General features: G+C 67.1%; 20 protein-coding genes. 6 read left to right on the forward strand and 14 right to left on the reverse strand.

Annotation, left to right across the window (positions count from 1 at the left end):
• Window positions 1-10: 10 nt before the first annotated feature.
• From LX13_RS04230 to LX13_RS04255, 6 genes are all read right to left on the reverse strand, one after another.
• On the reverse strand, window positions 11-838 hold the full coding sequence (locus tag LX13_RS04230; RefSeq protein ID WP_253660037.1) for an SDR family NAD(P)-dependent oxidoreductase: 828 nt from the start codon (window positions 836-838) through the stop codon (window positions 11-13).
• Complete coding sequence (locus tag LX13_RS04235) at window positions 835-2,592, reverse strand: alpha/beta fold hydrolase (RefSeq protein ID WP_253660038.1); 1,758 nt, start codon at window positions 2,590-2,592, stop codon at window positions 835-837. Before LX13_RS04235 ends, LX13_RS04230 begins: the two co-directional genes overlap by 4 nt.
• Window positions 2,589-3,452, reverse strand: coding sequence for a short-chain dehydrogenase/reductase (locus LX13_RS04240; RefSeq protein WP_253660039.1), 864 nt, complete (start codon window positions 3,450-3,452; stop codon window positions 2,589-2,591). The genes LX13_RS04235 and LX13_RS04240 overlap by 4 nt, the downstream gene beginning before the upstream one ends.
• Window positions 3,449-4,939 carry a flavin-containing monooxygenase gene (locus LX13_RS04245; RefSeq protein WP_253660040.1) on the reverse strand — a complete coding sequence of 497 codons (1,491 nt, stop codon included), beginning with the start codon at window positions 4,937-4,939 and terminating at the stop codon, window positions 3,449-3,451. The genes LX13_RS04240 and LX13_RS04245 overlap by 4 nt, the downstream gene beginning before the upstream one ends.
• On the reverse strand, window positions 4,936-5,493 hold the full coding sequence (locus LX13_RS04250; RefSeq protein ID WP_253660041.1) for an acyl-CoA thioesterase: 558 nt from the start codon (window positions 5,491-5,493) through the stop codon (window positions 4,936-4,938). Before LX13_RS04250 ends, LX13_RS04245 begins: the two co-directional genes overlap by 4 nt.
• A 156-nt stretch (window positions 5,494-5,649) precedes the next feature.
• Window positions 5,650-6,207 carry a TetR/AcrR family transcriptional regulator gene (locus LX13_RS04255; protein WP_253660042.1) on the reverse strand — a complete coding sequence of 186 codons (558 nt, stop codon included), beginning with the start codon at window positions 6,205-6,207 and terminating at the stop codon, window positions 5,650-5,652.
• Between the two features lie 137 nt (window positions 6,208-6,344).
• On the opposite strand from LX13_RS04255, the gene LX13_RS04260 reads away from it, so the two are divergent.
• Window positions 6,345-8,069: an N-acyl-D-amino-acid deacylase family protein gene (locus LX13_RS04260; protein WP_253660043.1), complete on the forward strand. Its 1,725-nt coding sequence runs from the start codon at window positions 6,345-6,347 to the stop codon at window positions 8,067-8,069.
• A 10-nt stretch (window positions 8,070-8,079) separates the two neighbouring features.
• On the opposite strand, the gene LX13_RS04265 is transcribed toward LX13_RS04260, so the two are convergent.
• From LX13_RS04265 to LX13_RS04280, 4 genes are all read right to left on the reverse strand, one after another.
• Entirely contained in the window at window positions 8,080-9,201 is a 1,122-nt protein-coding gene (locus LX13_RS04265) for a GGDEF domain-containing protein (protein WP_253660044.1), read from the reverse strand.
• 208 nt (window positions 9,202-9,409) lie between these two features.
• Window positions 9,410-10,165, reverse strand: a complete 756-nt coding sequence (locus tag LX13_RS04270; RefSeq protein WP_253660045.1) for an SDR family NAD(P)-dependent oxidoreductase — start codon at window positions 10,163-10,165, stop codon at window positions 9,410-9,412.
• The gene (locus LX13_RS04275; protein ID WP_253660046.1) at window positions 10,162-11,733 is read right to left on the reverse strand and encodes an AMP-binding protein; all 1,572 of its coding nucleotides are present in this window, start codon (window positions 11,731-11,733) and stop codon (window positions 10,162-10,164) included. Before LX13_RS04275 ends, LX13_RS04270 begins: the two co-directional genes overlap by 4 nt.
• A gap of 9 nt (window positions 11,734-11,742) precedes the next feature.
• Window positions 11,743-12,870, reverse strand: coding sequence for a DUF5938 domain-containing protein (locus LX13_RS04280; protein WP_253660047.1), 1,128 nt, complete (start codon window positions 12,868-12,870; stop codon window positions 11,743-11,745).
• A gap of 160 nt (window positions 12,871-13,030) precedes the next feature.
• On the opposite strand from LX13_RS04280, the gene LX13_RS04285 reads away from it, so the two are divergent.
• A complete protein-coding gene (locus LX13_RS04285) occupies window positions 13,031-13,666 on the forward strand; it encodes a TetR/AcrR family transcriptional regulator (protein WP_253660048.1) in 636 nt (211 codons plus the stop codon).
• Window positions 13,667-13,705: 39 nt separating this feature from the next.
• On the forward strand, window positions 13,706-15,076 hold the full coding sequence (locus LX13_RS04290) for an FAD-binding oxidoreductase (protein WP_253660049.1): 1,371 nt from the start codon (window positions 13,706-13,708) through the stop codon (window positions 15,074-15,076).
• 30 nt (window positions 15,077-15,106) lie between these two features.
• On the opposite strand, the gene LX13_RS04295 is transcribed toward LX13_RS04290, so the two are convergent.
• Both LX13_RS04295 and LX13_RS04300 read right to left on the reverse strand, forming a co-directional pair.
• Complete coding sequence (locus tag LX13_RS04295; RefSeq protein WP_253660050.1) at window positions 15,107-16,453, reverse strand: outer membrane protein assembly factor BamB family protein; 1,347 nt, start codon at window positions 16,451-16,453, stop codon at window positions 15,107-15,109.
• A 41-nt stretch (window positions 16,454-16,494) separates the two neighbouring features.
• Window positions 16,495-17,862 carry a hypothetical protein gene (locus LX13_RS04300; protein WP_253660051.1) on the reverse strand — a complete coding sequence of 456 codons (1,368 nt, stop codon included), beginning with the start codon at window positions 17,860-17,862 and terminating at the stop codon, window positions 16,495-16,497.
• A 111-nt stretch (window positions 17,863-17,973) separates the two neighbouring features.
• Between LX13_RS04300 and LX13_RS04305 the strand changes: the two genes are divergently transcribed.
• Both LX13_RS04305 and LX13_RS04310 read left to right on the forward strand, forming a co-directional pair.
• The gene (locus LX13_RS04305; RefSeq protein WP_253660052.1) at window positions 17,974-19,386 is read left to right on the forward strand and encodes a 3' terminal RNA ribose 2'-O-methyltransferase Hen1; all 1,413 of its coding nucleotides are present in this window, start codon (window positions 17,974-17,976) and stop codon (window positions 19,384-19,386) included.
• Window positions 19,383-21,878, forward strand: a complete 2,496-nt coding sequence (locus LX13_RS04310) for a polynucleotide kinase-phosphatase (RefSeq protein WP_253660053.1) — start codon at window positions 19,383-19,385, stop codon at window positions 21,876-21,878. The genes LX13_RS04305 and LX13_RS04310 overlap by 4 nt, the downstream gene beginning before the upstream one ends.
• Window positions 21,879-21,889: 11 nt before the next feature.
• Here LX13_RS04310 and LX13_RS04315 read toward each other — a convergent pair whose 3' ends face one another.
• Window positions 21,890-23,437 (reverse strand): long-chain-fatty-acid--CoA ligase, encoded by a 1,548-nt coding sequence (locus tag LX13_RS04315; protein ID WP_253660054.1) that lies wholly within the window; start codon window positions 23,435-23,437, stop codon window positions 21,890-21,892.
• Between the two features lie 146 nt (window positions 23,438-23,583).
• Here LX13_RS04315 and LX13_RS04320 point away from each other — a divergent pair, with 146 nt between their 5' ends.
• Window positions 23,584-24,774, forward strand: a complete 1,191-nt coding sequence (locus tag LX13_RS04320) for a TetR/AcrR family transcriptional regulator (RefSeq protein ID WP_253660055.1) — start codon at window positions 23,584-23,586, stop codon at window positions 24,772-24,774.
• Here the strand turns inward: LX13_RS04320 and LX13_RS04325 are convergent.
• Window positions 24,762-25,838 carry a spore photoproduct lyase family protein gene (locus LX13_RS04325; protein WP_253660056.1) on the reverse strand — a complete coding sequence of 359 codons (1,077 nt, stop codon included), beginning with the start codon at window positions 25,836-25,838 and terminating at the stop codon, window positions 24,762-24,764. The genes LX13_RS04320 and LX13_RS04325 overlap by 13 nt on opposite strands.
• Window positions 25,839-25,851 lie beyond the last annotated feature (13 nt).

Consider the following 25,851-nt stretch of genomic DNA (forward strand, 5'->3'; position numbering starts at 1 on the left):
GACCGTTTCGTCATGCGTCTGCGCTGAGCCGTCGGATCTCCGGTGCCACCTTTCGGCTGCGGTGTGTGAACACCGAGGTCTGCAATGCGGCACGCGCGAGGAGCAGACCCCATCCGACACGAGGGTAGATCATCCGCGACGCGCGCCGCTCGATCGCCGAGACCAGATGCGGGGTGATGGCATCGACGGTGCTGACGGCCCCGAACGGACCGGGCAGCGCCCCCAGCAGTGCGGCGAACGCAGGTTGCGTCTCGAGCTTTCCGCTCACCATGGCCGTGTCGATCCACCCCGGGTGGAAGGACCCGACGTCGACACCGGTCCCCGACAGCTCGAGTCGTAGCGAGTCGGCGAACGCCTCGAGTCCTGCCTTCGCCGCGGCGTAGGCGCTGTGCCCGGGTTGGTGCGCGAACGAGGCCCACGAGCAGGTCATCGCGACGTAGCCTCTCGATGACAGCACCGCAGGCAGCGCGGCACGAACGATGTTGTGCGCGCCCACGAGATTGACGTCGATGACGCGTTGCCAGTCACCGTCGGCGAGCGAGTCGACGGGCCCGAACACCGACACACCGGCGTTGGCCCAGACCACGTCGATGCGTCCGTGGTCGGCGATCACCTCGTCGATGACCCGGGTGCAGGCCGCAGGGTCGGTGACGTCGAGGACGTAGGTGCCGACGTCGACGGGAATGTCCGCCGCGGCACGGGCCAGTGCGTCCGCATCGCGGTCGAGCAGGACGACCCGGGCTCCGCGTTCAGCAGCCATCCGAGCCGCCGCGGCGCCCAATCCACCGGCGCCGCCGGTGATCACGAGAACCTGGCCCGCCACGGGTGATGGGTTCATCGGTTCTCCTCGGATCGCGTCGGTAGGTCGATGATCGCGAGCGCCGATTCGGCGACACTGCCCAGGATCAGGTGCGATCCGCGGCGGACCACCGACGTCACCATCGAGTAGTCGACGCTCGACGACTGCAGATCGTGCACCACGCGTCCGTCGCGGTCGACAGCCATCACCCACGTGGTGTCGACCCCGGTACGCAGGTATTCCGGCAGCGCGTAGACCAGTCGCCGGAGGAACCCGGGAAGCGTTGCGAGCGTGTCGAACCGCCGGTCCCGTGGGTTGGCCACCGAGATCCAGATGAGATCACCGTCGGCCGAGATGTTGTCCGGGAAGCCGGGCAGGTTGTCGATGAGGACGTGGCCGCCTCGCTCGCCGTGGATGCCCAGTCGGAAGCTGCCGGATTCGGCCACCGCGATCCGCGACTCGTCGTCGTCGACTACGAGGCCGTTGGCGAAGTCGAGTCCGTCGACCAGAGTGCGGACGGTCCCGTCGGTGTCGCGAACCAGCAGGCGTCCGGTACCGGAGTGTTCGAGCAGGTCGGCGAGATAGTCCTCGAACGGGAACCGTCGGGTGGAGGTCGTGAAGTAGATCCTCCCCGATCGGGCACGCACCACGTTCGACGCGAAGTTGACCAGTTCGCCGTCGATCTCGGCGACCAGGACGCTGACATCGCCGCTGTCGACGTCGACCTGCAGCAGTCCGCGTTCGCTGTCGCAGACGAGCAGGGTGCGCTCGTCGACCACCGCGATGCCGAGTGGTCGGCCGCCGGTGTCGGCGATGGTCTCGATGGTCGGGGTCGCGTCGTCGCGCAGGGTGACGCGCAGAATTCGTCCGTCCTCGACGCCGGTGAGGATCCGACCTTCCGCGTCGAGACGCACGTCCTCCGGACCGCGCCCCGGCAGCTCCACACGCCGGAACCCGGTCAAGGGAAGTGCGCTCTCGGGTCGGCCGGCCCGCTCCGGTGTCGGCGGTGGCGTCCACCGTCGGGGCCGGAGCGTCGGGGCCGGTCGATGCGGTGCGGTGATCGGTGCGGCCGTTGTCGCCTCGTCTTGGACGACCGCCGCGACTGCTCCCGCCGACGACCACGGCGCGCCGTGACCCTCGTGGGCCAACGGATACGCGCGGCGCCCGGGTCCCGTCGCCGAGAGCGCCATGGCGGACGGTTCCACGCGGCGGTCTTCGAGCCCGTAGACCACGTCGACCGGACACGACACCGCCGACAAGCGGTCACCCAGGGGTGCGACGTCGACGTAGTGGTCGATGGCGCTGCTCTCGGCGACGAACTCACCCAGGGTCCGTGCCGCTAGATCGTCCACCGCGAACTGCGGGACCCGGCGACTCGGCGCGAACGCGGTCCCCAGGCCGCGGCGTAGTCGCGCGGGTGGGAGCACCGACCAGACGGCGGTGCCGAGCAGCGGCATCCGCAGCACGCGTTCGGAGACACTGCTCGCGGTGAGGCGACTGGCCACAGTCGGCGGGGTGGCGACGAGGATCAGCCGGTCGACCAGTGCGGGGAACTGTTCGGCCAGCGCCGTGGCGACGAGACCACCCCGGGAGTGCCCGACCACCGTCGCCGGTACCGAGTCGTTCGCGCGCATGAGCCGCGCGACGATCAGGGCGTCGTCGGCGATGGAGGCACCACCCACGAGATGTGGTGTCAGCGATCTCACCGTGTCCCCGAGCAGCTCCTCGACCCGCGTCCAGGTCGCGGGCGAGCCACCGAGTCCGTGCAGCAGAACGATGTTCGGGCGCGTCATGCCGGTTCGGTTGCCCGCAGTGCAGACACCTCGCGCTCGAGGGCGGGGACCGTCGACGATGCGCGCAGGCCCACCGCGATGTCCCAGAGGCGCCCGGTGAACACACCGCGAACCTTGTCGACCGCGGCCAACGCAGCAGGGACGTAGATCTTTCGGCTCCGGTTCTCGATGCCCGCCACGAACGCGGCGGCACAGTCGTCGACGTCGGTGACCACGTTGAACGGCCAGGGAAGACGCTGGATGCCCTCGCGTACGGCGTCGATCCGGTCCTGCGCCGCGTACATCGGGGTGCGGATCCACGCCGGGTGCGCGACGCCCACCGACACTCCCTTGTGGGCCACCTCGAGCCGCAGTGACCCGCCGAACCATTCGACGCCTGCCTTCGACGCGGCGTAGGCCGATCCGCCGGGGACGTTCTTCAACGCAGCGGCCGACGACACGAGCAGGATGTGTCCGCGCTGGTCGATCACATGCAGCAGCGTCGCGTGGACGGTCCGTATGACGCCGATGAGGTTGACCTCCACGGTCCGCGCCAGCGCATCGATGGGGGTGACCGCCACGGTTCCCGCCTCGGCGACACCGGCGTTGGCGACCACGATGTCGATGCACCCGTATTCGTCGATCACCGCGGCGACCGCGGACTCGAGTGAGGCGCTGTCGGTGACATCTGCGCGCAGGCCGAGGTGTCGGTTCCCGTTCGCATGCGGCAGGGCGTCCGCGGCCTGCGTGCTGTCGGCGCGGTCGAGGATCACCACGTGGGCGCCTTTGGCCGCCAACGCCGCCGCGGTCGCGGCACCGATCCCCGATGCGCCGCCGGTCACGACAGCGACTTTCCCTGCGACCGAGATCCTGGGGCTCATGGCTGTCCTCCTGCTGTTCGTGTCAGATGGTCTTCGGAGCGGAATGCCGTTGCCCGCCTGCGGTATCCGACGACTCCCGATGGCCACAGGTTGCTGTTGCGGCCGGTGGGGTCGAGGTACCAGCTCGTGCAGCCGCCGCTTGTCCACACGGTGCCGTCGGTGAGTCCGTCCACCTCGCGGGCGAAGTCGCGCTGGGCTGCGTCGGTGGGTTCGACCGTGGCCGCGTCGCGCTCGGCGCTCAATCGCATCGCCGCGTCGATGTAGCGCAGCTGCGACTCGAACATCATGATCACCGAGGTGTGTCCCAGGCCGATGTTGGGGCCGTGCATCAGATAGAGGTTCGGGAACCCGGCCACCGATGTCCCCATGTAGGCGCGCGGGCTCTCGCCCCAGTCTTCGGACAGGGTGTAGCCCTGGGGTCCGGTGACCGCGTCGGTGAGCGGTAGACGGCTCGTGTGAAAACCGGTCCCGAAGATGATGGCGTCGACCTCGTGCGTCACGCCGGCGGTGTCGACCAGTCCGTGCGCCGTGGCGCGGTCGATGCCGGTGGTCTGGACGTCCACGTTCGGTTGCGCCAGCGCCGGATAGTAGCTGTCGGAGATGAGAATTCGCTTACACCCCATCCGGTAGTCCGGCGTCAGCTTCGCGCGCAGGGCCGGATCGGACACCGCATGTGCGAGGTGCTCGCGCCCCTCCTTCTCCCCGATGGCCATCAGCCGCGGGTGCCGGAACGCCGCCAACTTGACCTCCCGTAGCGCGTAGACCTTCGCGCGACGCAGCTTCTGGACGCCGGGTATCCGTCGGGTGGCAGTGCGAATGCGACGTGAGATCGGCGCGTCGTTGCGGGGCATCACCCACGGTGGGGTCCGCTGGAACAGCGTCAACGACGACACGAGCGGCTGGATCTGCGGGACGAACTGGATCGCCGACGCTCCTGTGCCCACGACCGCGACCCGACGGTTCGTCAGATCCACCGAGTGGTCCCACTCCGCGGAGTGGAAGACCGGCCCCTCGAACTTGTCGAGGTCGGCGATGTCGGGGATGGCCGGGTCGGCCAGCGCGCCGGTGGCGAGGACCACGTGGTCGGCGGTCGAGGTGCCGCGTTCGGTCTCCAGGACCCAGCGCGACCGTGCGGTGTCCCAGGTGATCGAGTCCACCGCGCACCGGGTACGCAACCGGGGCAGCAGACCGTGGTCGCGGGCGACGCGCTCGAGGTAGGCGCGGATCTCTGACTGGCGCGCGAAGGTGTTCCGCCACTTCGCACTCGGCGCGAAAGAGAACGAATACAGCACGCTCTGCACGTCGCACGCCGCGCCCGGATAGGTGTTGTCGCGCCAGACCCCGCCCAAGGATTCGGCGCGTTCGAAGATCACCACACTCCCCTGATGATGGTGAGTCAGGCGGATCGCGGCGCCGACGCCGGCGAATCCCGACCCCACGATCGCCAGGATGTGGTGGTCGTCGCTCGTGGTCTCGGTGCGGGTCATGCGGGTTCTCCTTGCGATGAGGCCGTGGCGGGTCGGTCGGCCGCGGCCTGGGTTCGGATCGCCTCCGACCAGTCGCCCACCCACGTCGGGAGGGAATCCGGCAGCGCCACATCGACGTCGAGGGCGAGGACTTGGTCGGGAAGGACCGACTCACCGGTTCGATCCAGGTAGCGGATGGCGACGACGGCGGTTGCGTGAGTCCGCTCGCCGACGTGGAACTCCTGCTCGAAGTAGACGTTTCGGTCGTCGACGCCGATCAGTGCGGTGCGAACCTGATAGCGGGTACCCAGCGTCAGCGGTCGGCGGTAGCTGATGGTCTGTGCGACGACCACCGGGTGCCACCCTCGGGTCCGCAGACGACGCCACAGTCCGGTCTCGGACATGTAGGCGATCCGGGCTGCGTCGAGTATCGACAGGTAGCGGCCGTTGGTCATGTGCATGAGCAGGTCGAGATCGGACGGCAGCACGCGGAACGTGGCATCGAGTCGATCACCCACCCGTGCAGATCCGTCGGCCCGCAACGGCCTCATCGCGATGATCCATCGCACGGTCATCAACACGCCATCACTCCCCGCCAACCCGTCTCGGACACAGGGACAATGTTCGAGGACATGTGACGCCGTCGACAGGGACACACCGACACGATCGAACGGTCGACGGTGTGCACGTGCACACCGGACCCGCTCACGGCAGGTCGGGGGCATGACCGGTCAGGGTCGCGTCACGAGTCCCCGCACCACGTCGCCCAGCAGGGTCGACGGGACAACCCCGTCGTCGGCCAGGGCCTCGACGGCAAGACCGTTGATCAGTCCGAGCACCACGAACGTCATCTCCTCGGCCGAGATGTCGATGTGCACCGATGTTTCCGCCAGGACAGTCTCGATGCGCTCGGTGACCTGAGCCCGGACCGTCCGACGGTGCTCGGCGAACGCCGCCCGCCGTTCCGGGTCACGCATCGCCCGAGCCCAGTACTCGAAGAACAGCATCTGCCATTCACGGTTCTGTCCGATCGACGCCGTCAACCGCGCACTGAGCTCGTCGATCGCCTCGTCGACGGTTGAGGGCAGGTTGCCGAGAACCCCCACTGCGATGTCGGTACGCGCGTCGATCTGCTGTTGCAACAGCGCGTAGAACAGGTCGTCCTTGCCGCCGAAGTTGGAGTAGACCGCACCTTTGGTGAAGCCCGCCGCCTCGGCGATCGCGTCAACGCGAGCATCGGCGAACCCTTTCCCGGCGAACTCCAGGCGCGCGGCCTCCAGGATTCGCACGCGCACGTCCTCCCGCGACGGGCGCGAGAGCGCAGTTCGGTGGTTCGGCACCGGCCAAGCGTAACGGGCAACTACGATACTGTCGGTATCCAATACCTTTGGTATCGAGATAGAACCCCAACCGGCCAGGAGCCCGCATGCCGCACTTCGACGTACTCATCGCGCACGGAACCGTATTCAACGGTGACGACACCCCACCGCTGGTGGCTGATGTCGGCGTCACCGGCGACACGGTGACCGCGATCGGCGATCTCTCCGCCTCGACCGCGACGAGGACCATCGATGCGCGCGGGCGGTGGGTGATCCCGGGCATCCTCGACGTGCACACGCACTACGACGCCGAGGTCCTCACCAATCCTGGCCTCAGCGAGTCGACTCGGCACGGCGTCACCACGGTGGTCATCGGGAACTGCTCGCTGTCGACGGTGCACGGCGAACCCGACGACGTCGCGGACTGTTTCGCGCGTGTCGAGGCGCTGCCCTGGGATGTGGTGGCAGGTGCGGTGAAGGAACACAAGGTGTGGACCGACGCCGGCAGCTACGTCGAGCATCTCGATTCCCTGCCCCTGGGGGCCAATGTCGCCGCCTTCCTTGGCCATTCCGACATCCGTACAACGGTGATGGGACTCGACCGGTCGACCCGGGAATCGGCGACGCCTGCCGAGGTCGATCAGATGAGTGCGTTGCTCGGCGACGCGCTCGACCACGGCTTCGTCGGACTGTCTACCATCCGGAGCTCCTTCTCGAAGTTGGAGGGAACCCGGTGGCCCGCGCGACAGCTCCCGTCGACGTACGGCACATGGCGGGAATTCCGCCGACTCAACCGCGAGGTCCGCTCCCGCGGCCGCGTGCACCAGAGCACCCCGAACTTGACCCGACGCCTCGAGATCGCGAAGTACTTCGCACAGTCGATGCCGTTTCGTGGCCGCCCTGCCATGCGGACGAGCCTCATCTCCGCGGCCGACATCAAGGCCGACCGTTCGGTGATCAAGGCCGCAACCGTCAGCGCCCGCATCATCAACCGCGTCTTCGGCGCCGACTTTCGATGGCAGCATCTCCCGGTGCCGTTCGAGGTGTACGCCGACGGCGTCGATCTCGTCGTCTTCGAAGAATTCGGCTCCGGCACCGCGGCTTTGGACATCCGCGACGTCATGGAGCGCACCGAGCTGTTGAAGGACGAAGACTACCGCCGCTCGTTCCGCAAGGACATCGCCAAGCGCTTCGGACAGCGTGTGTGGCATCGCGATCTGGGTGACGCCTACATCGTGGCGTGCCCGGACGCCTCGGTGGTCGGGCGGTCGTTCGCCGACGTCGCCGGCGAACGCGGCATCGACCCCGCGGACGCACTGCTCGACCTCGCCGTCGAACACGGTACGGATCTGCGCTGGCGTACGGTGATCGCCAACGACCGCGATGACGAACTCGACTCTCTCGCGCGGTGCCCCGATGTTCAGGTCGGCTTCTCCGATTCCGGTGCGCATCTGCGCAACATGGCGTTCTACAACTTTGGCGTCCGGTTCCTCGAACGTTGTCATGCGCGGGCTTTCATGCCGGTGCACTCGGCAGTACACCGGCTCACCGGGGAACTCGCGGACTGGTACGGACTCGACGCCGGCCACCTACAGGTCGGGCGACGGGCTGATATCGCGGTCATCGACCCCGCCGGCTTCGACGGCTCCTCATCGGCCTACGCCGAGGCCGAACTTCCCGGCACCGGGGTGTCACGGATGGTGAACCGCAACGACTCGGCAGTGGCGGCGACCTTGGTGGGCGGTCAGATCGTGGCTGAATACGGCATGGTCGCAGCCTCATCGGAGTCATCACCACGAGCCGGACGCTTTCTCCGGGCCGCCACGCGCTGACCGCAGTGGACTAGAGCGAATCGCCGACGATCGTGTCGTCGCCCTGTGTCGCAGTGACCGCGTCTCCCCCGCTGCGTTTGGTCGAGTAGAGAACGCTGTCGGCGCGGGCGAGCATCATCCGAACCGCCTCGTCGGACGGCGGCCAACAATCGAGGACTGAAGTGCAGACCCCGATGCTGAGGGTCGGCGACTCGTCACCCGGACGTTCCGCAACCGCAGCCCGGACCCGCTGGGCGAGCACTGTCGCGGTGTCGGAGTCGACGTGGGCGATGACCACGAACTCGTCGCCGCCGAACCGCGCGAGCGCGTCCGCGTGGTCGCCGCAGACCGTGGACAGAATCCGGGCGACGTCGACGAGCAGTCGGTCGCCCTGGTGATGACCGTGGGCGTCGTTGAGCGGCTTGAACTTGTCGATGTCGGCCATGAGCAGGCTGACGGGCGCGTCCGACGGGTGGCGGATGACCGAGTGCGTGACCGCGGCGTGGAAACCACGTCGGTTCAGCAGGCCGGTCAACGGGTCGGTGAACGAGTTGCGGGCGTCGTTGCGCAGGAAAGTGATCGCGACCTGTCCGCCCACCAGACCTGCGGTGCAGACCGAGGTCTGAACGACCATCAACACCAGGGCCGTGACGACGTCGGTGTCGGTGGCGGCCAGGACGTAGCTGCCGGTCCCGATGACCACCGCCAGGACCCAGACGTTGTGGGCGATCATCACCTGCGGGCTGTGCAGGAACATGAGGTACAGCCCGGGCAGGACGTAGAGCGACAGCAGGGCCAGTGCGACGGTGCCGGTGGGCGCCGCGGCTGCCAGCGGCAGCCCGGCCAGCTCCCCGACGATCACGAAACCGAGCGACACCCGTTCGCTCGGCCACGGAAGCGGAGCCCACCACCACAGTGAGATGAGTGCGAACAGGACCACCGCGGTCCCGGCCCAGACGGTGACCGCGATCCCCTGGTCGCCGTCGATCAGCAGCGCTGCGCCGACGGCCGCCAACATCGCGTAGCCGACCGACACCAGCATCCGATCGAGCCGCAACCAGGCGTGGGACTGGGCGAAGGCGTGGACCCACGCGTATTCGAACGGCTGCTCGAGCCACCAGCGCAACAGCGCTCGGGACGATTTGTCCCGCATGGGTGCCGCACCGGGTCCAGGTGGAAGCGGATGCGGCAACAACGGCATAGCGGGCCCTCACCGGTGTCCACAGGTCGAACCCGTGGAGGATGTCTGATCTGCCTCAGCGTATGGCACACCCGACACGGGCCCGACGCCTCCTAGGACTTCACGCGGCAAGGAACCCGACCGGCGACGCGACGGCCCGGGTGGCCGTCGCGTCGGGGACTCAGACCAGCGACGCGGTCAGCCCACCGTCGAGGATGTAGTGGCTGCCGGTGATCCACGACGCCCGATCGGACGCGAGGAACGACACGACCTCGGCGATGTCCTGCGGCGTACCCAGACGGCCCTGCTTCGCGGCGATCAGATCCCCGAACGGGACCTCGGTGGCGGCCTCGAAGTCGGGGATGAGGCGGTCGACCATCTTGGTGTCGGCGAACCCGGGGCACACCGCGTTGACTCGCACCCCGGTGGGACGCATCTCCACCGCGGCCACACGGGTGAGCTGGATGAGCGCCGCCTTCGTCGCGCAGTACGACCCCAGCAGCGGGCTACCGCCGACGCCGGCCACCGAGGAGATGTTGACGATGTTCCCCTTCGATTCGATCAGCGGACCGATAGCGGCCTTCATCGCCAGGAACGGTCCGCGCACGTTGACCGCATAGATCTTGTCGAAGCTCTCGGTGGACTGTTCCAGCAGCGGCGACGACACCTCGATGCCGGCGTTGTTGACCAGCACGTCGAGACCGCCGAGGATCTCGACCCCCTGCGCGATCGCCGCCTGCACCTGGGCTTCGTCGGTGACGTCGCAGTTGGCCACACCGGCTGCACCGATCTCGGATGCGGTTGTCGTCGCAGCATCTTCGTTGATGTCGCTGATGACGACGCGAGCGCCGTTGGCGATGAAGAGTTCGGCGATGGCTCTGCCGATCCCGGATGCGGACCCGGTGACGAAAACCCTCTTGTCGTTCAGTTCGGTCATGATTTCTCAGTCCTTTCGATGGTGGGCACTGCGGTGTTGTTCGCCATGATGGTTCGGACCTCGGTCTTGAGGACCTTGCCCACCTTGGAGCGGGGAAGATCGATCCAGATCTCCACCTGCTTGGGTGCTTTGACGCTGCCGATCCGTTTCTTCACGAACGCGATGAGCTCGTCGGTGGTGGCGGTTTGGTCGGTCCGCAACTCGACGGCGGCGGTGACCCGTTCGCCCCACTTGTCGTCGGGGAGCCCGATCACCGCGCTCTCCTTGACAGCCGGGTGCGCGAGCAATGCCTGCTCGACCTCGGCCGAGTAGACGTTGAAACCTCCGGTGATGATCATGTCCTTCGCCCGGTCGACGACGTAGAGGAAGTTGTCGTCGTCGAGGTACCCGATGTCGCCGGTGTGGTGCCACCCGTACGCACTCACTTCGGCAGTGGCGTCGGGGTTCTGGTGATAGCCGTCCATCACGAGCGGACCGCGGACCACGATCTCGCCGCGCTCACCGTTCTCGACGAGCGCGCCCGCAGCGTCCATGATCGCCACCGTGGTCAGTGGTGTCGGCGTTCCCGCCGACCCCAGTCGTTCGGTGGCGATGCTCCCGTCGGGGCGGAAATGAGCTGCGGGAGCAAGGGTTGCGATCATGTTCGGCGCCTCGGTCTGCCCGAACAGCTGCCCGAGGACCGGACCGATACGGGTCAGCGCCTCGGCGAGACGCGTCGGCGACATCGGTGCGGCGCCGTACCAGAGGCATCGCAACGACGACAGATCGGTGGAGTCGAGAGCGGGATGATCCAGGACCCCGTAGATCACCGTCGGCGGCAGGAACGCATGCGTGATGCCGCGCCCGGCGATCAACGACAGGAACGTGCCGATGTCGGGAGCCGACATGATGACGACCTCACCACCGAGACTGAGAACGGGGAACGTCAGCACCCCGGCGGAGTGCGTGAGCGGCGCCAGCGCGAGATACCGGGGGCGATCGCCGAAGGGGTAGCTCATGAGCGCCGACGCGGTCGACGTCATCATGTTCTCCTCGGTGAGGCGAACACCTTTCGGTTTCCCGGTGGTCCCACCGGTGCCGGCCAGCATGGCCAGTCCCCCGGCCGGTCTGCGTCCCTCGTCGAGAGTGCTGTGATGCTCGGCCAGCCAATCCTCGAACGCCAGTGCGCCGTCGACCTCTGCGTCGAGGCACACGAGCCATTCCAGTTGCGGCAGTTGATCCCGGATGCTGTGCACGAGTCCGGCGAACGCACTCTGGAAGAACAAGAATCGACAGCCGAACAGGTCGAACAGCTGGCGATTCTCGTCGGCTTCATTCCGGGGGTTCACCGGACACCAGACCGCTCCCGCGCGGGAGATCCCGAAGACACACGTGAGTGCGAGGGGGTCGTTTCCCGAGAGCACGGCCACCCGGTCGCCGGTCTCGATACCATTGTGCTGCAACGCGGCCGCGATCCGAACCGTCTGATCGCACACCTCACCGTAGGTTCGCGTCACCGCGCCTGCGCTGAGACAGGGGGCGTCCCGACCGAGGGACGCTCCCTTGTCGAGGTAGTCGGACAGTTTCACCGACCGACCTCAGCTGTGTTCGGTGACAACGGGGTCGAGCACGAGACCGAAGGCCTTCAGCACGCCGAGCAGCTCGCGGTGACCGAACGCCTGGCAGCTCGAGGCGAATCCGACCGCCCGGGGCGGTGCCTGCAGCAGGTGCGACGCGGCGAAAGCGTTGAGCAGCGCGGTCTGCTTGTAGTTGCAGTTGCCGTAGATGACGCAGTGTTTGCGGCCGAGGGGACCCGAGGCGTAAACGGAGTCGAGCGAGGTGTTGATGCGCGGGTTCTCCCTCGGCGGGGTCTCGCTGCGGATCGACGACGAGATCGCGTCGATGATGCCGAACTTCTCGGCGTCGGACTTGCCCTCCATCTGCTCGAGCGCGGCCGCCACCATCTGCGGGACCCCGAGCATCAGCGGGCGGTTGATGACGCCACCGAGCGCACGGGCGTTGGCCACGCGCGGATCGTTCTTGAACCACACGGGGTGCGAGGTCCCGCCCCACGGCAGGGCCAGTCCCAGATCGTGCTGTCCGGGGACCACGACCTGGTAGATGCCGTCCTCGGCGGGCCACTCGACGTACTCGTTCTGCTCGAGGTAGTAGGCCTTGGAGAACGCCGCGTTGGTGAGGATGGTGTTGGTCGAGGCGACGGTGGGGTGCCCCTTCCAGAAGACCTCGATGTCGAGGGTGTCGAGACCCGGGGTCTCCAGGCAGATGTTGGCCGCGATCTCGCCGATGCTGTACATCTGCGCCAGTCCCGGCGTGAAGACGAGGCTCTGACCGGCGAACTCGGCGCCGTAACGCTGTTCCGCGGCGATCATCCAGTCCTGCTCACCGTTGGTGTCGGTGTAGTGGGCGCCGATCTCGAGACAGGCCTGCGCGACCTCGTGGCCCCACCGCGAGAACGGGCCGACCGTGTTCAGCACGACCGTCGCTCCGCGGAACGCCTCGACCAGCGCGGCCGTCGTGTGTTCGACCTCCACGATCTCGTGATCGACGGTGTCGATCCCCGGGACCGCACCGACGACCTCGGTCAGTCGAGCGTGATTCCGGCCGGCGGCGAGGAACGGGATGTTGTATTCGCGCAGGTACTCGCAGATCAATCGGCCGGTGTATCCCGACGCTCCGTAGACGACGACGCGCTTGTCGGTAGGCATGTGCTGAACCCTCTCGTTGTGTGTTGTGGGCCACAGTAGGTCTGTTTTTGGACAGACGTCAAGAAAAATCTTGACGAGTGCCCAATATTCGTTTTGGGCCCTGCGGCCGTACACTGAGACCCGCGCTACCCACCCACGACCTGCGACGAAAGGATCCGACGTGACACAAGTCGTCGATCCGCGCGCTCGCATCGAGCTGCGGGCGCGGGACAAGTTCCAGGCCAAACGCACCGAGTTGGCGCAGGCCACGCTGCACACGCTGGCCGAGCTCGGCTACGCGCGGACGTCGCTGCGAGAGATCGCGCAGAACTCCGAGTACAGCCACGGGGTCCTGCACTACTACTTCTCCGACAAGCTGGACCTGTTGTCGCAGGCCGTGTCGCTCTACGAGGCCACCTGCGTCACCCGGTACGACGAAGCAGTCGAGGCGGCCACCAGTGCCGAGAAGTTGTTGGCCGACTTCGAGAACGCCTACTTCCACACCCTCGTGGCGGACGCGAAGATTCATCGCCTCTGGTACGACCTGCGCAATCAGAGCCTGTTCGAGGCGTCGTTCCGTTCCGAGGTCCTCGACATCGAGGGCCGGCGCGAGGCCATGATCTGGCGCGTCGTCGTCCGCTACTGCGAGTTGAGCGAACAACGCACTGCCGCAGTCGATCAGGGTGTCGCATACATGCTGCTCGACGGGATCTTCCACCGCGCTCTGCTGGCTCATTTCGCGGGTGACGCGGACGTCGTCACCGAGGGCCGCGCACAGCTGCGGGCGGCGTTCGCGATCTTCCTCGCCGACGACTGAGCACCTCCGGCCGCCGACGCCGCAGCTAGTGTCGATGTCATGTCGTTGCTCGACCTGCTGAAGAGTTCGTTACCCGCTGATCGCCTGGTTCTCGACCCGGACGTCGTCGCGACCTACCACCATGACGAGGCGGAATGGGCTCCGTACGGCGCTCCGCTCGTGGTGGTCCGCCCGCGCGCTGCCGACGAGGTCCAGGCGGTGGTGCGTGCCTGCCTCGCCCATGAGACGCCCGTCGTCACCCGCGGTGCCGGCACCGGATTGTCCGGCGGCGCCAACGCCACCGCGGGGTGCGTCGTGATCGCGCTCGACGGGATGAACTCCATAGTGGAGATCGACCAGCTCGAGCGGTACGCCGTGGTCGAGCCGGGCGTCATCAACGACGACCTACGGACGGCGTGCGCCGAGCACGGCCTCTGGTACCCACCGGACCCGGCGAGCTCACCCTGGTCGACGATCGGCGGCAATGTCGCCACGAACGCCGGTGGTCTGTGCTGCGTCAAGTACGGCGTGACACGCGACTACGTGTTGGGGATGCAGATCGTCACCGGCACCGGCGATCTCGTCCGTCTGGGACACAAGACGGCCAAGGGTGTGGCCGGCTACGACCTCGCCGGGCTGATGGTCGGCTCGGAGGGCACGCTCGGGATCATCACCGAGATCACGGTGAAGCTGCGACCGCTACAGGACCCGCAGCGCACCGTGGCCGGCTACTTCGATTCCATCGTCGACGCCGGTCGCGCTGTGAGTGCCGTTGCCGCAGCGGGATTGACGCCGTCCGCGCTCGAACTCATCGACCGCCAGTGCCTGCTCGCCGTGGATGCGTGGAAGAACATGGGGTTGTCGGTGGATGCGAACGTCGTGCTGTTGGGCCGCGTCGACACGCCCGGATCGATCGGCGACCAGGAAGCAGAGAAGATGCACGCCTGCTTCTCCGAGGCGGGCGCGACGTGGGCCGCGGTCTCGACCGACGCCGAGGAGGCCGACGCATTGTTCGCCGCTCGGCGACTCGCCTATCCCGCGATGGAACGCCTCGGACCTGTGCTCACCGAGGACGTCTGCGTCCCCAAGAAGCATGTTCCGGAGATGCTCTCGAGGATCGAGCAGATCGGCATCGAGTTCGGGACCACGATCGCGAACATCGCGCACGCCGGCGACGGGAATCTGCACCCACTGCTGATCACCCCGCACGGCGACGACGAGGCCCGAGCGCGCGCTCAAGCGGCGTTCGCGACGATCATCGACGCCGCACTCGAACTCGGCGGGACGGTGACCGGCGAACACGGCGTCGGGCTGTTGAAGAAGGACGGCCTGGTCCAGGAACTCGACCCCGTTGTCCTGAGCATGCATCGCGCCGTGAAGGCTGCGCTCGATCCGCACGGGATCCTCAACCCGGGCAAGGTTTTCAGCTGAGCCGACACCTCGGCTCGACGATCCGTCCGGTCACAGGGGTGCCAGACCGATCATCCTGCGGTCCGAGGAGAAGATCCACCCGTCGCCGTAGGCCTCGGCCGCACCACCGGACGAGAACGTATCGGGGTCGGGGTCGATGGCCGAGAACGGTGCGGTCCATCTCGTGCGGCCGCTTCGGATGTCGAACGCGGTCAGAGCACTCCCGTCGTTGCCCAGGACAACGGTGCCTGCGGAGGCGAGGGGTTGGAAGTGCTCGGTCTTGTCGTTGCGCCACCTGCGTTTTCCGGTTCTCAGGTCGATGCCCGTCTCGCTCACATCGCTGTCACGCAGGTAGACGGTGTCGGCGGCGATCGCCGTCACCGCGCCGATGTCCTGCCCGGCGACAAGATCTTTGCCGGCCCACAGACGCTTGCCGGTGGAACGGTCATAAGCAGCATCGCCCAGGAGAACCGGCGCGTCCGCATCGTCCTCGTCGTTCTGGTTGCTGACCCGCTGCACGGCCGTGCTCCTCGTACTGGCGAGTACCTTTCCGTCCGGCCCGCGCAGGACCTGCTCCGAGACCTTTCCACCGGTGCTCCCATCAGTGTTCGACTGCACCAGAACACCACCGGGCGCGAGACGCGCATCCTGCACGCGGTAGTCGCTGGTGCGCCACAGTTCGGCGCCCGACCCCGCGGCGAACTGCGCCATCTCCGAACCCGTCCGTACCAGGCCGACGCCATCGATGACGGTGAGGACGTTGTCGGTCTCGTAGATGCCTTCGTAGTCGCCGCCGATGTCAAAACCGTGCGTCCAGTTCGACGACACGTCGGAATACGAACCCGAATGCACTCGCACATCGTTTTCGTCGAGACTTCCCTCTGCGACGTAAAGGGTGTCCGACGTGGTCGTCAGACCGAACACGTTCTCGGCTATCGGACGGCGAGCCGTCAGGCCGGAGTCGATCTCGTAGGTGACGATCGTGCTGCCGGTGCCACCGCCGATCGCGTAGCAGTAAAGCTTTCCGCCGAGTGGTGTCGGGCTGCATTCCTCGATGTCGGCTGCGGGCGCTTTCCAACGCACGCTTCCGTTCGCGGGGTCGATCCCGAGCATGACGGCATCGCCGAGAACGTATTGATCGGTGGGGCTTCCCGCGATCGTCAAGAGCGTGTCGCCGGCGAGCAGGAGCCCAGGGTTGCCCGACCGGTAGGACGCTCCCCCGCGTGGATCAGAGAATTCGCCGAACGAGCGGCCGAGATACGTCGCGGCATCGAGTGACCAGGCGACGCCGGGTGCGTCGGTGTGCGTACCAGCACCCGCTCTGACCGAACTCGATGTCGGCGATGAGCGGTCCATCACCACGACCACCGCCGCGGTGACCGTCACAACCGCGGCCACCGCAGCAACTATGAGGGCCCAGGTGCTCTTCTCGCGGACTCTCACAGCTCCAATCCCGGAGTGAGCGCGATCTCCTCGAGTTCCGCAGGCGGCAGCGCGGGCGCAAACGACGAGCGAGAGACCACTGCGACCTGATTGCCGTTCGGCCTTGTCACAATGACGGTCGTGGACATCTCCGACTGTGCGGCTCCCGGATCGTCGATGGGCGCGGTCGAGTAGAAGCTACGCGACATCGAGATGACTGTGCCGTCACCGAGTCGTCGAATCGAGGTCCGCTCCCCTGAGGTCGGATCGGGTCGCTCTTGGGCGGGCGGCGATTGGCCGCCTGCGATCGAGATGTCGAGTCGTGGCAACGAACCCGCCGCCGGGACCGTGGTGCACAGGCCGTTGTTCGTCGAACCGCTGATCTGCAGCGGAGGCGGCCGGCGGTCGCGGAAATCGATGGTGGCGAGGACGCGGTCCAATCTCGCGGCTTGCTCGCGAGTCACTTCTGGTCCGTCTGCGCCTCCGTAGTACGCAAGGCATTCGTCGCGTGGTGCGGGCGTTCCGGCCGGTACGGCAGTACTGACGCGAAGCCCGGGATCGCCGGCCATACGGACCAGATCGTCGATGGCGAGCGGTATCTTGCCGCTGTTCTGCTTCTTGTTGTCACCGTAGGCGTCGTCGGCGATGGCCTGAATCCATGACCCGTCGCCCGCGTAGGCGTACGCCGAACGTCTGTTGGTGCGGACGCCGTTGATCTCCTGCCAGGTGTCATGCACGTCGACCACGGTGGCGTCGGACAGCACGCGACGCGCGTCGAGCTGTCCCGCCACGCAGGGCGGCACCTTCGCGGAGGTTTTCTGCACCACCACCTGCAGGCTCCCCCGGGCATCACCGTTTGTCACCGACCCGTAGGCGTTCGTCGACCCCATCGGGTCGGGGTCACCGAAGTCGGTGATGGGCTGGAAGACCAACGACTGCGACTCGGTCGCGAACTGAAGCTCGGCCCCCGCCGGCAGGAGTTGCCTCAGCGCATCCGACATCGCCGTCGCCTTGGGTCCGGTGAACCACGGGAACCGGGGGTTGTCGTACGAGGGCTCGCCGGTGGTGAAGCTCGACGTGATCTTGCCGTCCCCGGTGTCGGGCACCTCGACCGTGTCGCACCCGGGGATGGGCGCCTTGGGATCGAACGGTTCGTCGACCACCCTGTTCTCGGTGGGGGCGGCAGCACTGGACGGCACATCACTGGATGATGGCGGGGCGGTCGTCAGTTCCGACTCCGGTCCGGGTAGCAGCAGGCCGACGATCACCACCGCCACGGCGATCACCGACACGGCGATGAGTCCGTACGTCCACACGCGTTTCGTGCGGGAAGGCGTGGGTTCGTCCGCCGGTTCGTCACGCTCGGGATCGGTCACGGACGCCATGTCGTACATCTGATCAGGAACGTTACTTACCGGGAGTATTTTCCCGGTTCTGGCAATTCGCACGGCGAAAAACCCCGGGATTCCGGGGGTGGTGTGCTGCACACTGGCCGGATGCTGTTGACCATCTCCGCGGAACGATCACCGTCCCTGCCGACGCCGGCCGATCTCGGCTACCTGCTGCACAAGCACCCGGATCGTGTCCAGCCGTTCCCCGTCTACGGCGGGACCGCCCACGTGTTCTACCCGGAGGTCAGTGCCGAGCGGTGCACGGCGGCTCTGGTGCTCGAGGTCGATCCGGTGGCGTTGGTCCGCGGTCGATCGGGATCGCGGGACGGGTTCGCACTGGGCCAGTACGTGAACGACCGGCCCTACGTCGCGTCCTCGCTGTTGTCGGTGGCCATGGGCAAGGTGTTCCGCTCCGCGCTGGGCGGCCGCTGCCCGGGACACGAGGCCCTGCTGGCATCCGACCTACAGCTCACGGTCACCGTTCCCGCGGTTCCCGGAGATCCTGATCTGTTGCGGCGGTTGTTCTCCCCCATCGGCTGGGAGGTCACAGCCTCCGAGATCGAGCTGGACGCGACGCGACCGGAATGGGGTGCCGCTCCGGTGGTGTCGTTGACGCTGAACGGATCTCACCGCCTGGCGGACGCCCTGAGTCATCTCTACGTGCTGCTCCCGGTGCTCGACGATGCGAAGCATTACTGGGTCGACGACGACGAGGTGGACAAGCTCGTCCGGGCGGGCGGGGGCTGGTTGGCGACCCATCCCGATCGGGATCTGATCACCCACCGCTACCTGGCCCATCAACGTGGCCTGACCGACGCCGCCATGGCACGTCTGATCGACCTGGACGACCGTCCCGTCGACGAGGCGCTCGAGGACCACGACACCGCGCCGTCCCGGCCGCTGGTCCGCATCCGTCATGACGCGGTGATCGACGTCGTGCACGGATTGCAGCCCGCCTCGGTCGCCGACCTCGGGTGTGGGTCCGGAGCGCTTCTCGGATCGCTTCTCGAGATGCAGGGCATCACGAGGGTCATCGGGACCGACGTGTCGGACACGTCGTTGCGCAAAGCGGCGAAACGTCTGCACGTCGAGCAGATGACGGAGCGGCAGACCGAGAGGTTGTCGTTGTGGTTGTCGTCCCTGCAGTACGAGGACGAGCGACTGGCAGGCGTCGACGTGGCCATCCTGATGGAGGTCATCGAGCACATCGATTCGGCGAGGGTACCGGCGGTTGCCGCGAACGTGTTCGGGGCGATGCGGCCGGGTCACGTCGTGCTCACCACCCCGAACGTCGAGCACAACGTGCGGTATCCGCAGCTGTTCGACGGCGGCCTGCGGCACGCCGATCACCGGTTCGAATGGACGCGTGACGAGTTCGCCGGGTGGGCGAGCCAGATCGGCGACACCTACGGCTACGACCACCGACTCCTCCCGGTGGGCGACGACGATGGCGGTATCGGTCCACCGACACAGATGGCGATCTTCAGTCGGCGCAGCGGGTCTGGAGATTCTCGATGACCGAACTCGCGATCCCGGAACTGTCGCTGGTCCTCCTCATCGGGACCAGCGGATCAGGAAAGTCGACCTTCGCCGCAACGCATTTCGCGGCCTCGGAAGTCGTGTCCAGCGACGGCTGTCGGGCCATGGTGTCCGACGACCCCGACGACCAGGGCGCCACGAAGGACGCCTTCGATCTACTGGAGTACATCGCGGCCAAACGCCTCGCTCGCGGACTGCTGACGGTCGTCGATGCGACCAACGTCCAGGCGTCGGCCCGTCGGTCATTGCTGGCCGTGGCGAAGGAGCACGATGTCCTGCCCGTCGCCATCGTCTTGGACCTGCCGACCGAGGTTTCTCGCACCCGCAACGCATCTCGGGCGGACCGCGATTTCGGATCACACGTCATCAAGCGTCAGCACGACCAACTGCGTAGGTCGATGCGCGGCCTGAAGCGTGAGGGTTTCCGAACCATCCATGTGCTCGACACGGTCGACTCGGTGGCCGAGGCCTCGATCGCTCGGACGCGACTGTTCAACGACCGCAGAGACGATCACGGACCGTTCGACGTCATCGGGGACGTCCACGGCTGCCGCGAGGAGTTGGAGCAACTCCTCGGTCGCCTGGGCTACACGGTCGATCGCGACGACCGGGGACGGGCGGTTGACGCGTCGCATCCGGACGGACGGCGGGTGATGTTCGTCGGCGACCTGGTCGACCGAGGCCCCGACACGGTGGGGGTGCTCCGTCTGGCCATGGGAATGGTCGAGAACGACCACGCCCTCTGCGTGTCGGGCAACCACGAGGCGAAACTGTCACGTGCTCTGGGCCGTAGAGATGTGACACCGAGCCACGGACTGCAGGAGACCCTTGACCAACTGGCAGGCGAGCCGGACTCCTTCGTGGCCCGGGTCCGTGATTTCTGTGACGGTCTCGTCGCCCACTACCTGCTCGACGACGGCCGATTGGTCGTCGCGCATGCCGGGCTGAAGGAGAAGTACCACGGGCGCGCTTCCGGTCGTGTTCGGGCGTTCGCGCTCTACGGCGACACCAGCGGCGAGACGGACGAGTTCGGGATGCCGGTCCGCTATCCGTGGGCAGACGACTACCGCGGTTCGGCGACCGTGTTGTACGGGCACACACCGGTTCCCGAGCCGGAGTGGGTGAACAACACGCTCTGCCTCGACACCGGGTGTGTGTTCGGTGGGAGTCTGACCGCGCTGCGGTATCCGGAACGCGAGCTCGTGTCGGTGCCTGCCACCGCGATCCACTACGCGCCGGTGCGGCCACCGGCACCGCCGGAACGTGACCCCGAGGTGTTGAAGCTGTCCGACGTGATCGGTCCGCGCGTCCTCGAGACCGAGCACATGGGTCGGATCTCGCTGCGCGAGGAGAACGCGGCAGGAGCGCTGGAGGTGATGAGCAGATTCGCGGTCGCGCCGGGCGATCTGACCTACCTGCCGCCCACCATGTCCCCGGTCGACAGTTCGTCGCGTGTCGATCTGCTCGAGCACCCCGACGAGGCGTTCGCTCACTACTACAAGCGAGGTGTCGAACGCGTCATCTGCGAGGAGAAGCACATGGGATCGCGCGCCGTCGTGTGCGTCAACCGCGACGGATCGGGGGTGATCCACTCGCGTACGGGACGAGCGTTCTTCTCCGACGCGATGCAGATCGCTGTCCTGGGCCGGGTCGCCGATGCCGTTGCGGCCGCTGGTGTCTGGGCAGAGCTGCAGACCACGTCGCTGCTGCTCGACACCGAGATCCTGCCGTGGACCGCGAAGGCCGAGGCCATGGTCCGCAGCCAATACGCACGGGTCGGGGCCGCGGCGACCACATCGCTACCCGCGGTGGTGGACGTGCTCGAGATGGCCGCCGGCCGAGGTGCCGGCGTGGACGATCTGCTCGACCGCACCCGGTCGCGGCTCGGCAACGCCGAACTGTTCGTCGAGTCGTACCGACGCTACGTACGCCCGATCGACACCGAGCTCGGTGTGCAGATCGCGCCGTTCCAGATCCTCGCCGCCGACGGCGCCACGTTCGAGAACCGGGACCACGAGTGGCATCTCGCCGTCGCCGACCGGCTCGTCGACGCGGACCCCGAACTGTTCCGGACGACGCGTCGCACCGTCGTCGACACCGGCGACGAGGCGTCCCGTGCAGACGGCGCGGACTGGTGGACGGCGCTCACCTCCGGCGGCGGCGAGGGCATGGTGGTCAAGCCACTCGCCAACCTCGTCCGCGGACCGAAGGGGCTGAACCAACCGGGCCTGAAGGTTCGCGGACGTGAGTACCTGCGCATCATCTACGGCGCCGACTACACCGACCACGACTCCCTCGCTCGTCTCAAGCAGCGCAATCTGGGCCAGAAGCGGTCGATGGCGCTGCGCGAGTACGCACTCGGCCTCGAGTCGCTGCGGAGGTCGATATCCGGCGAACCGGTGTGGCGAATCCATCAGTGTGTCTTCGGGATCCTGGCCATGGAGTCGGAGCCGGTCGATCCTCGGTTGTGACGGCCGGACGGTCAGCCGACCACACGCTCGGCGTGTTCCCAGTGCGCCTTGCGGATCTCGCGTTTGAGGATCTTTCCCGCCCCGGACATGGGGAGCTGGTCGAGGACCTCGACGCTGCGGGGAATCTTGTAGTTGGCTATCAGCGTCCTGCAGAACTCGCCGAGTTCGTCGACGTCCACCGTGGCGCCCGCGGCCAGGACGACAGCAGCATGGATGCGCTCGCCCCACCGATCATCGGGGATCCCGACGACGGCGACCTGGGCCACGGCAGGGTGTTTCGCGATGGCGTTCTCGACCTCGATCGAATAGACGTTCTCGCCGCCAGTGATGATCATGTCCTTGATGCGGTCGACGACGAAGACATATCCACGCTCGTCGAGGTAGCCGGCGTCGCCGGTGTGCATCCACCCGTTCCGCAGCGCGGCGTCGGTCTCGGCCGGCCGGTTCCAGTAGCCGGTCATGACGTGGTCGCCACGGACGACGATCTCCCCGACCTCGCCGTGGGGCAGGTCGTTGTCGTCGAGGTCCACGACACGCAACTCCGAGTGCGACGCCGGACGTCCGCAGGACCGGGTCAGTGCGGGATCGTCGTGGTCGTCGGCGGTGAGAAGGGTTGCGACCGGGGCCAGTTCAGTCATCCCGTAGGCCTGGGTGAACCGCGCGTTGGCGATGACCGACCGCGCCTTGGTCAGAACGGTCTCGGAGATGGGCGATGCCCCGTACATGACGTGCCGCATGCTCGACAGGTCCGCGGTCGCCGCCTCGGGAGCGTCGATCAGCATCTGGATCATGGTCGGGACCAGCAGCGCGTCGGTGACGCCGTGCTTCTCGATGGCCTCGATGACGCCGGTGGGCGTGAACGACGGCACCATCATGTGCACCGACCCGGTCAGGTTCCCCATGTTCCAGGCGGCGATGTCGGCCAGGTGGAACATCGGCGCGGCGTGCATCAGGACGCCGCCCCGGCCCAGGATGTCGGTGGTCACCAGGCTGCCCGTCGCCGAGGTCAAACAGGCGCGGTGCGAGAGCATCACGCCCTTGGGATCGCCGGTGGTGCCGCCGGTGTAGAACACTCCGTACAGGTCGTCACCTCCACGGCGCGCGTCGTCGACGGGCTCGGCATCGGCGAGCAGTTGCTCGTAGTCGAGCATCCCGTCCGGCGTCATCCCGTCGCCGCAGTAGATGAGCGTCGACAGGTTCGGGGCACGCCGCCGCAGGTCCACTGCGACCGGGGCGAAGTTGTCGTCGATGAGCAGGACGTCGGTGCCGCAGTCGGCGAGTGAGTAGGCGACCTCGGCGACGCTCCAGCGCACGTTGACCGGGTTGACCACCGCGCCCGCCCACGGCACCGCGAGCAGCGCCTCGTGGTACCGGTCGCTGTTGAGGGAGAAGATGCCGACACGGTCACCCTCGGTGATCCCGATCCCTCGGAGCGCACCTGCGAGCCGGGCCACCCTGTCGATGGTCTCGGCGACGGTTCTCGTCCGTCCCCCGTAGATCGTCGATGTCCGCGTGGGGTCGCACTGTGCCGAACGGTGCAGCGCCTGGGTGATGTACATGCGACGATCTCCTCGCAATCGAGACGGTCACGTCTTGTGAATACCAGCATGTGTGACCGGGACAACAGCATGACGCTTTCTGTTCTGTTCGGTCAAGGTGCGTGGGAGATTATGTGAATATCGATTCTCCCCGTCAGGAGCACACCATGACAACGCCCAGTGGGGCTCGGTCGGTGAAACGGCCCGCCAACCGACGCGCACTCATCGCCGCCGCGGCAGCCGAGCTGTTCGCCTCCGAGGGGTACGAGCACGTCTCGATGGGCGAGATCGCCGAGGCCGTCGCCGTCGGCCCGTCCGCGTTGTACCGACACTTCCCGGGCAAGTCGGAGCTGCTGGCAGTGGTGATCGACGACATCGCCACCGACCTGGAGACGATCAGCACCGATCACGACACTCTCGCCACCCTCGTCGGACGCCTCGTCGAGTTCGCTGTCGACCACCGCGACGCAGCCGTGTTGTGGCAGCGGGAATCCCGCCATCTCCCTCCGGAGGTGAACGTTCCTCTCCAGGCCCGACTGCAGAGCGTCTCCGACAATGTGGGTCAGACCATTCGGGACCATCGACGCGGGCTCGACGCCGACAGCGCCCACGTCCTGGCTACCGCGACGCTCGGCGTCATCCTCAGTCCGGCGTTCCATCAGACCGACATGGACCGCGTCGAGTTCATCGCACTGCTGACCGCGATCGTCGGCCGAGTGCTGCATGTCGACGTGCCGGCGACAACCGCGCCGCCGTCGAGCGGATCCGAGAGACTCGTGCGGGCGTCGCGACGCGAGCAGATCATCGCCGCCGCGCTGCGTCTGTTCGCCGAACGCACTTACGCCAGTGTCGGGATGGAGGAGATCGCCGCGGCCGCGCATGTGGCCGTGTCGACGGTCTACCACCAGTTCCCGGGCAAGGCGGAGATCCTGGCGACGGCTCTGCAACGTGGCACGGGATATCTGCAGATCACGCTCGACTGGACCCTCGACACCGCCGGCGATCATCGCGAAGCGCTGACTCGGCTGGTCCGCGGCTACTCCCGTTTCGCGATGCAGCATCCGGAGCTGATCGACGCGCTGATCACCGAGATACGCAGCCTGGACGCGGCATCAGCACGCAATGCCACTGTGGCACAACGCGAATATGTCGCCGAGTGGACCGGGCTGTATCGCCACGAACACCCTGGCGTGAGTCCGGCCGCCGCGACGGTCACCGTCCAGGCGGCGCTGATGATCATCAACAACCTCGCTCGAACCGCGGCATCTCGTGATCGGGCCGACGCCGACAACGTCGCCGCGACCCTGGCCGCGGCAGCGTTGGAACTGACTCCGGTGACGTCGGTTCAGGTCCAGTAGAGCAACTGCGCTTGCGGCAGAACCGATTCGAGTTCGTCGACGAACCAGGTCCGCATCGCCGATATGGTCTCGCGCGGGTAGACGTACTTCACCCCGCCGAATTTGTTGCGCTTGGCCGTGCGGGAGTCCTCGTCCATCTCCAGCTTCGTCGCCGGATACCAGCTGAGCAGAACGTCCTTACTCGACGGGGTGAAGCGGTGGGTGATGATCTCCACGGTGAGGTCGAGGTCGGGGACATCGCGCAGGGCGTCGGCGACATCGGCGAGCAGACGACCGTACTGGTCGCGCCATCCCGGGATCGGCATGATCGGCGCGATGGTCAACCCCACCCGATACCCGGCGAACGCCAGGCGCCGCAACGCCTCGATCCGCGCCGGCATGCGAGCAGTTCCGCCCTCGAAACGGTTGGCGATGTCGTCGGCGTTGACCGACAGTCGCACCCGGGTGCGTCGCCCGTGGTCGATGGTCAGCAGATCGGTGACGTCATCGAACTTGGTGGTGAACCGCAGCGACACCCCGTCGCCGTAGGTACCGGCCCCGACTCGCGCGATGGCCTCTCCCAGAGACCCGGTGACGTGCTCGATGCCCAGCGGGTCGGTGTAACAGGACAACTCGAAGGTGGTGCCCTCGTGGCCGCGCTCCGCGGTCCCCGAGGTGATGGTGCCGCGACCGGCGTGGGTGCCGATGCCGTCGAGGACGTCGTCGATGTTCGCGTAGACGCGGGTGATCGGCGGCCCCGACAGCGACCCGGCGAGATAGCAGTACTGGCAGTGGGCGGGGCACCCCTTGGCCAGGTCGATGCGCCAGTCCGCACTCGGTGGGATGGGCTGTGGTTTCAGCGCGCTTGCCGGTGCCACCACGACGGCGAGGGTCTTCTTCGCGAGCGCGTAGGTCTGCCGCTCGGATTCGCCGCGCAACCCGGTCAGTCGATCCCCGGACATGACGTCGATGTCGGAGACCCCGGCCGCTTCGCACCGCCGGATGATCTCGGCGGTGTGCGGGTACTCGGCGGCCGACCGCGTGATCAGGACCCTCGCCGGGGTCCAGACACGGGTGGGGGCCACCAACATTTCATCC

The sequence above is a fragment of the Williamsia maris genome (assembly GCF_024171815.1).
GTDB lineage: Bacteria > Actinomycetota > Actinomycetes > Mycobacteriales > Mycobacteriaceae > Williamsia_A > Williamsia_A maris.

What these genes read in the sequence shown, in the direction of transcription:
- LX13_RS04230 (WP_253660037.1), bottom strand. Translation starts at nt 838, where the DNA reads ATGAACCCATCACCCGTGGCGGGCCAGGTTCTCGTGATCACCGGCGGC.
- LX13_RS04240 (WP_253660039.1), bottom strand. Translation starts at nt 3,452, where the DNA reads ATGAGCCCCAGGATCTCGGTCGCAGGGAAAGTCGCTGTCGTGACCGGC.
- LX13_RS04265 (WP_253660044.1), bottom strand. Translation starts at nt 9,201, where the DNA reads ATGCGGGACAAATCGTCCCGAGCGCTGTTGCGCTGGTGGCTCGAGCAG.
- LX13_RS04315 (WP_253660054.1), bottom strand. Translation starts at nt 23,437, where the DNA reads ATGTACATCACCCAGGCGCTGCACCGTTCGGCACAGTGCGACCCCACG.
- LX13_RS04260 (WP_253660043.1), top strand. Translation starts at nt 6,345, where the DNA reads ATGCCGCACTTCGACGTACTCATCGCGCACGGAACCGTATTCAACGGT.
- LX13_RS04235 (WP_253660038.1), bottom strand. Translation starts at nt 2,592, where the DNA reads ATGACGCGCCCGAACATCGTTCTGCTGCACGGACTCGGTGGCTCGCCC.
- LX13_RS04245 (WP_253660040.1), bottom strand. Translation starts at nt 4,939, where the DNA reads ATGACCCGCACCGAGACCACGAGCGACGACCACCACATCCTGGCGATC.
- LX13_RS04280 (WP_253660047.1), bottom strand. Translation starts at nt 12,870, where the DNA reads ATGCCTACCGACAAGCGCGTCGTCGTCTACGGAGCGTCGGGATACACC.
- LX13_RS04320 (WP_253660055.1), top strand. Translation starts at nt 23,584, where the DNA reads ATGACAACGCCCAGTGGGGCTCGGTCGGTGAAACGGCCCGCCAACCGA.
- LX13_RS04270 (WP_253660045.1), bottom strand. Translation starts at nt 10,165, where the DNA reads ATGACCGAACTGAACGACAAGAGGGTTTTCGTCACCGGGTCCGCATCC.
- LX13_RS04310 (WP_253660053.1), top strand. Translation starts at nt 19,383, where the DNA reads ATGACCGAACTCGCGATCCCGGAACTGTCGCTGGTCCTCCTCATCGGG.
- LX13_RS04300 (WP_253660051.1), bottom strand. Translation starts at nt 17,862, where the DNA reads ATGGCGTCCGTGACCGATCCCGAGCGTGACGAACCGGCGGACGAACCC.
- LX13_RS04305 (WP_253660052.1), top strand. Translation starts at nt 17,974, where the DNA reads ATGCTGTTGACCATCTCCGCGGAACGATCACCGTCCCTGCCGACGCCG.
- LX13_RS04290 (WP_253660049.1), top strand. Translation starts at nt 13,706, where the DNA reads ATGTCGTTGCTCGACCTGCTGAAGAGTTCGTTACCCGCTGATCGCCTG.
- LX13_RS04250 (WP_253660041.1), bottom strand. Translation starts at nt 5,493, where the DNA reads ATGACCGTGCGATGGATCATCGCGATGAGGCCGTTGCGGGCCGACGGA.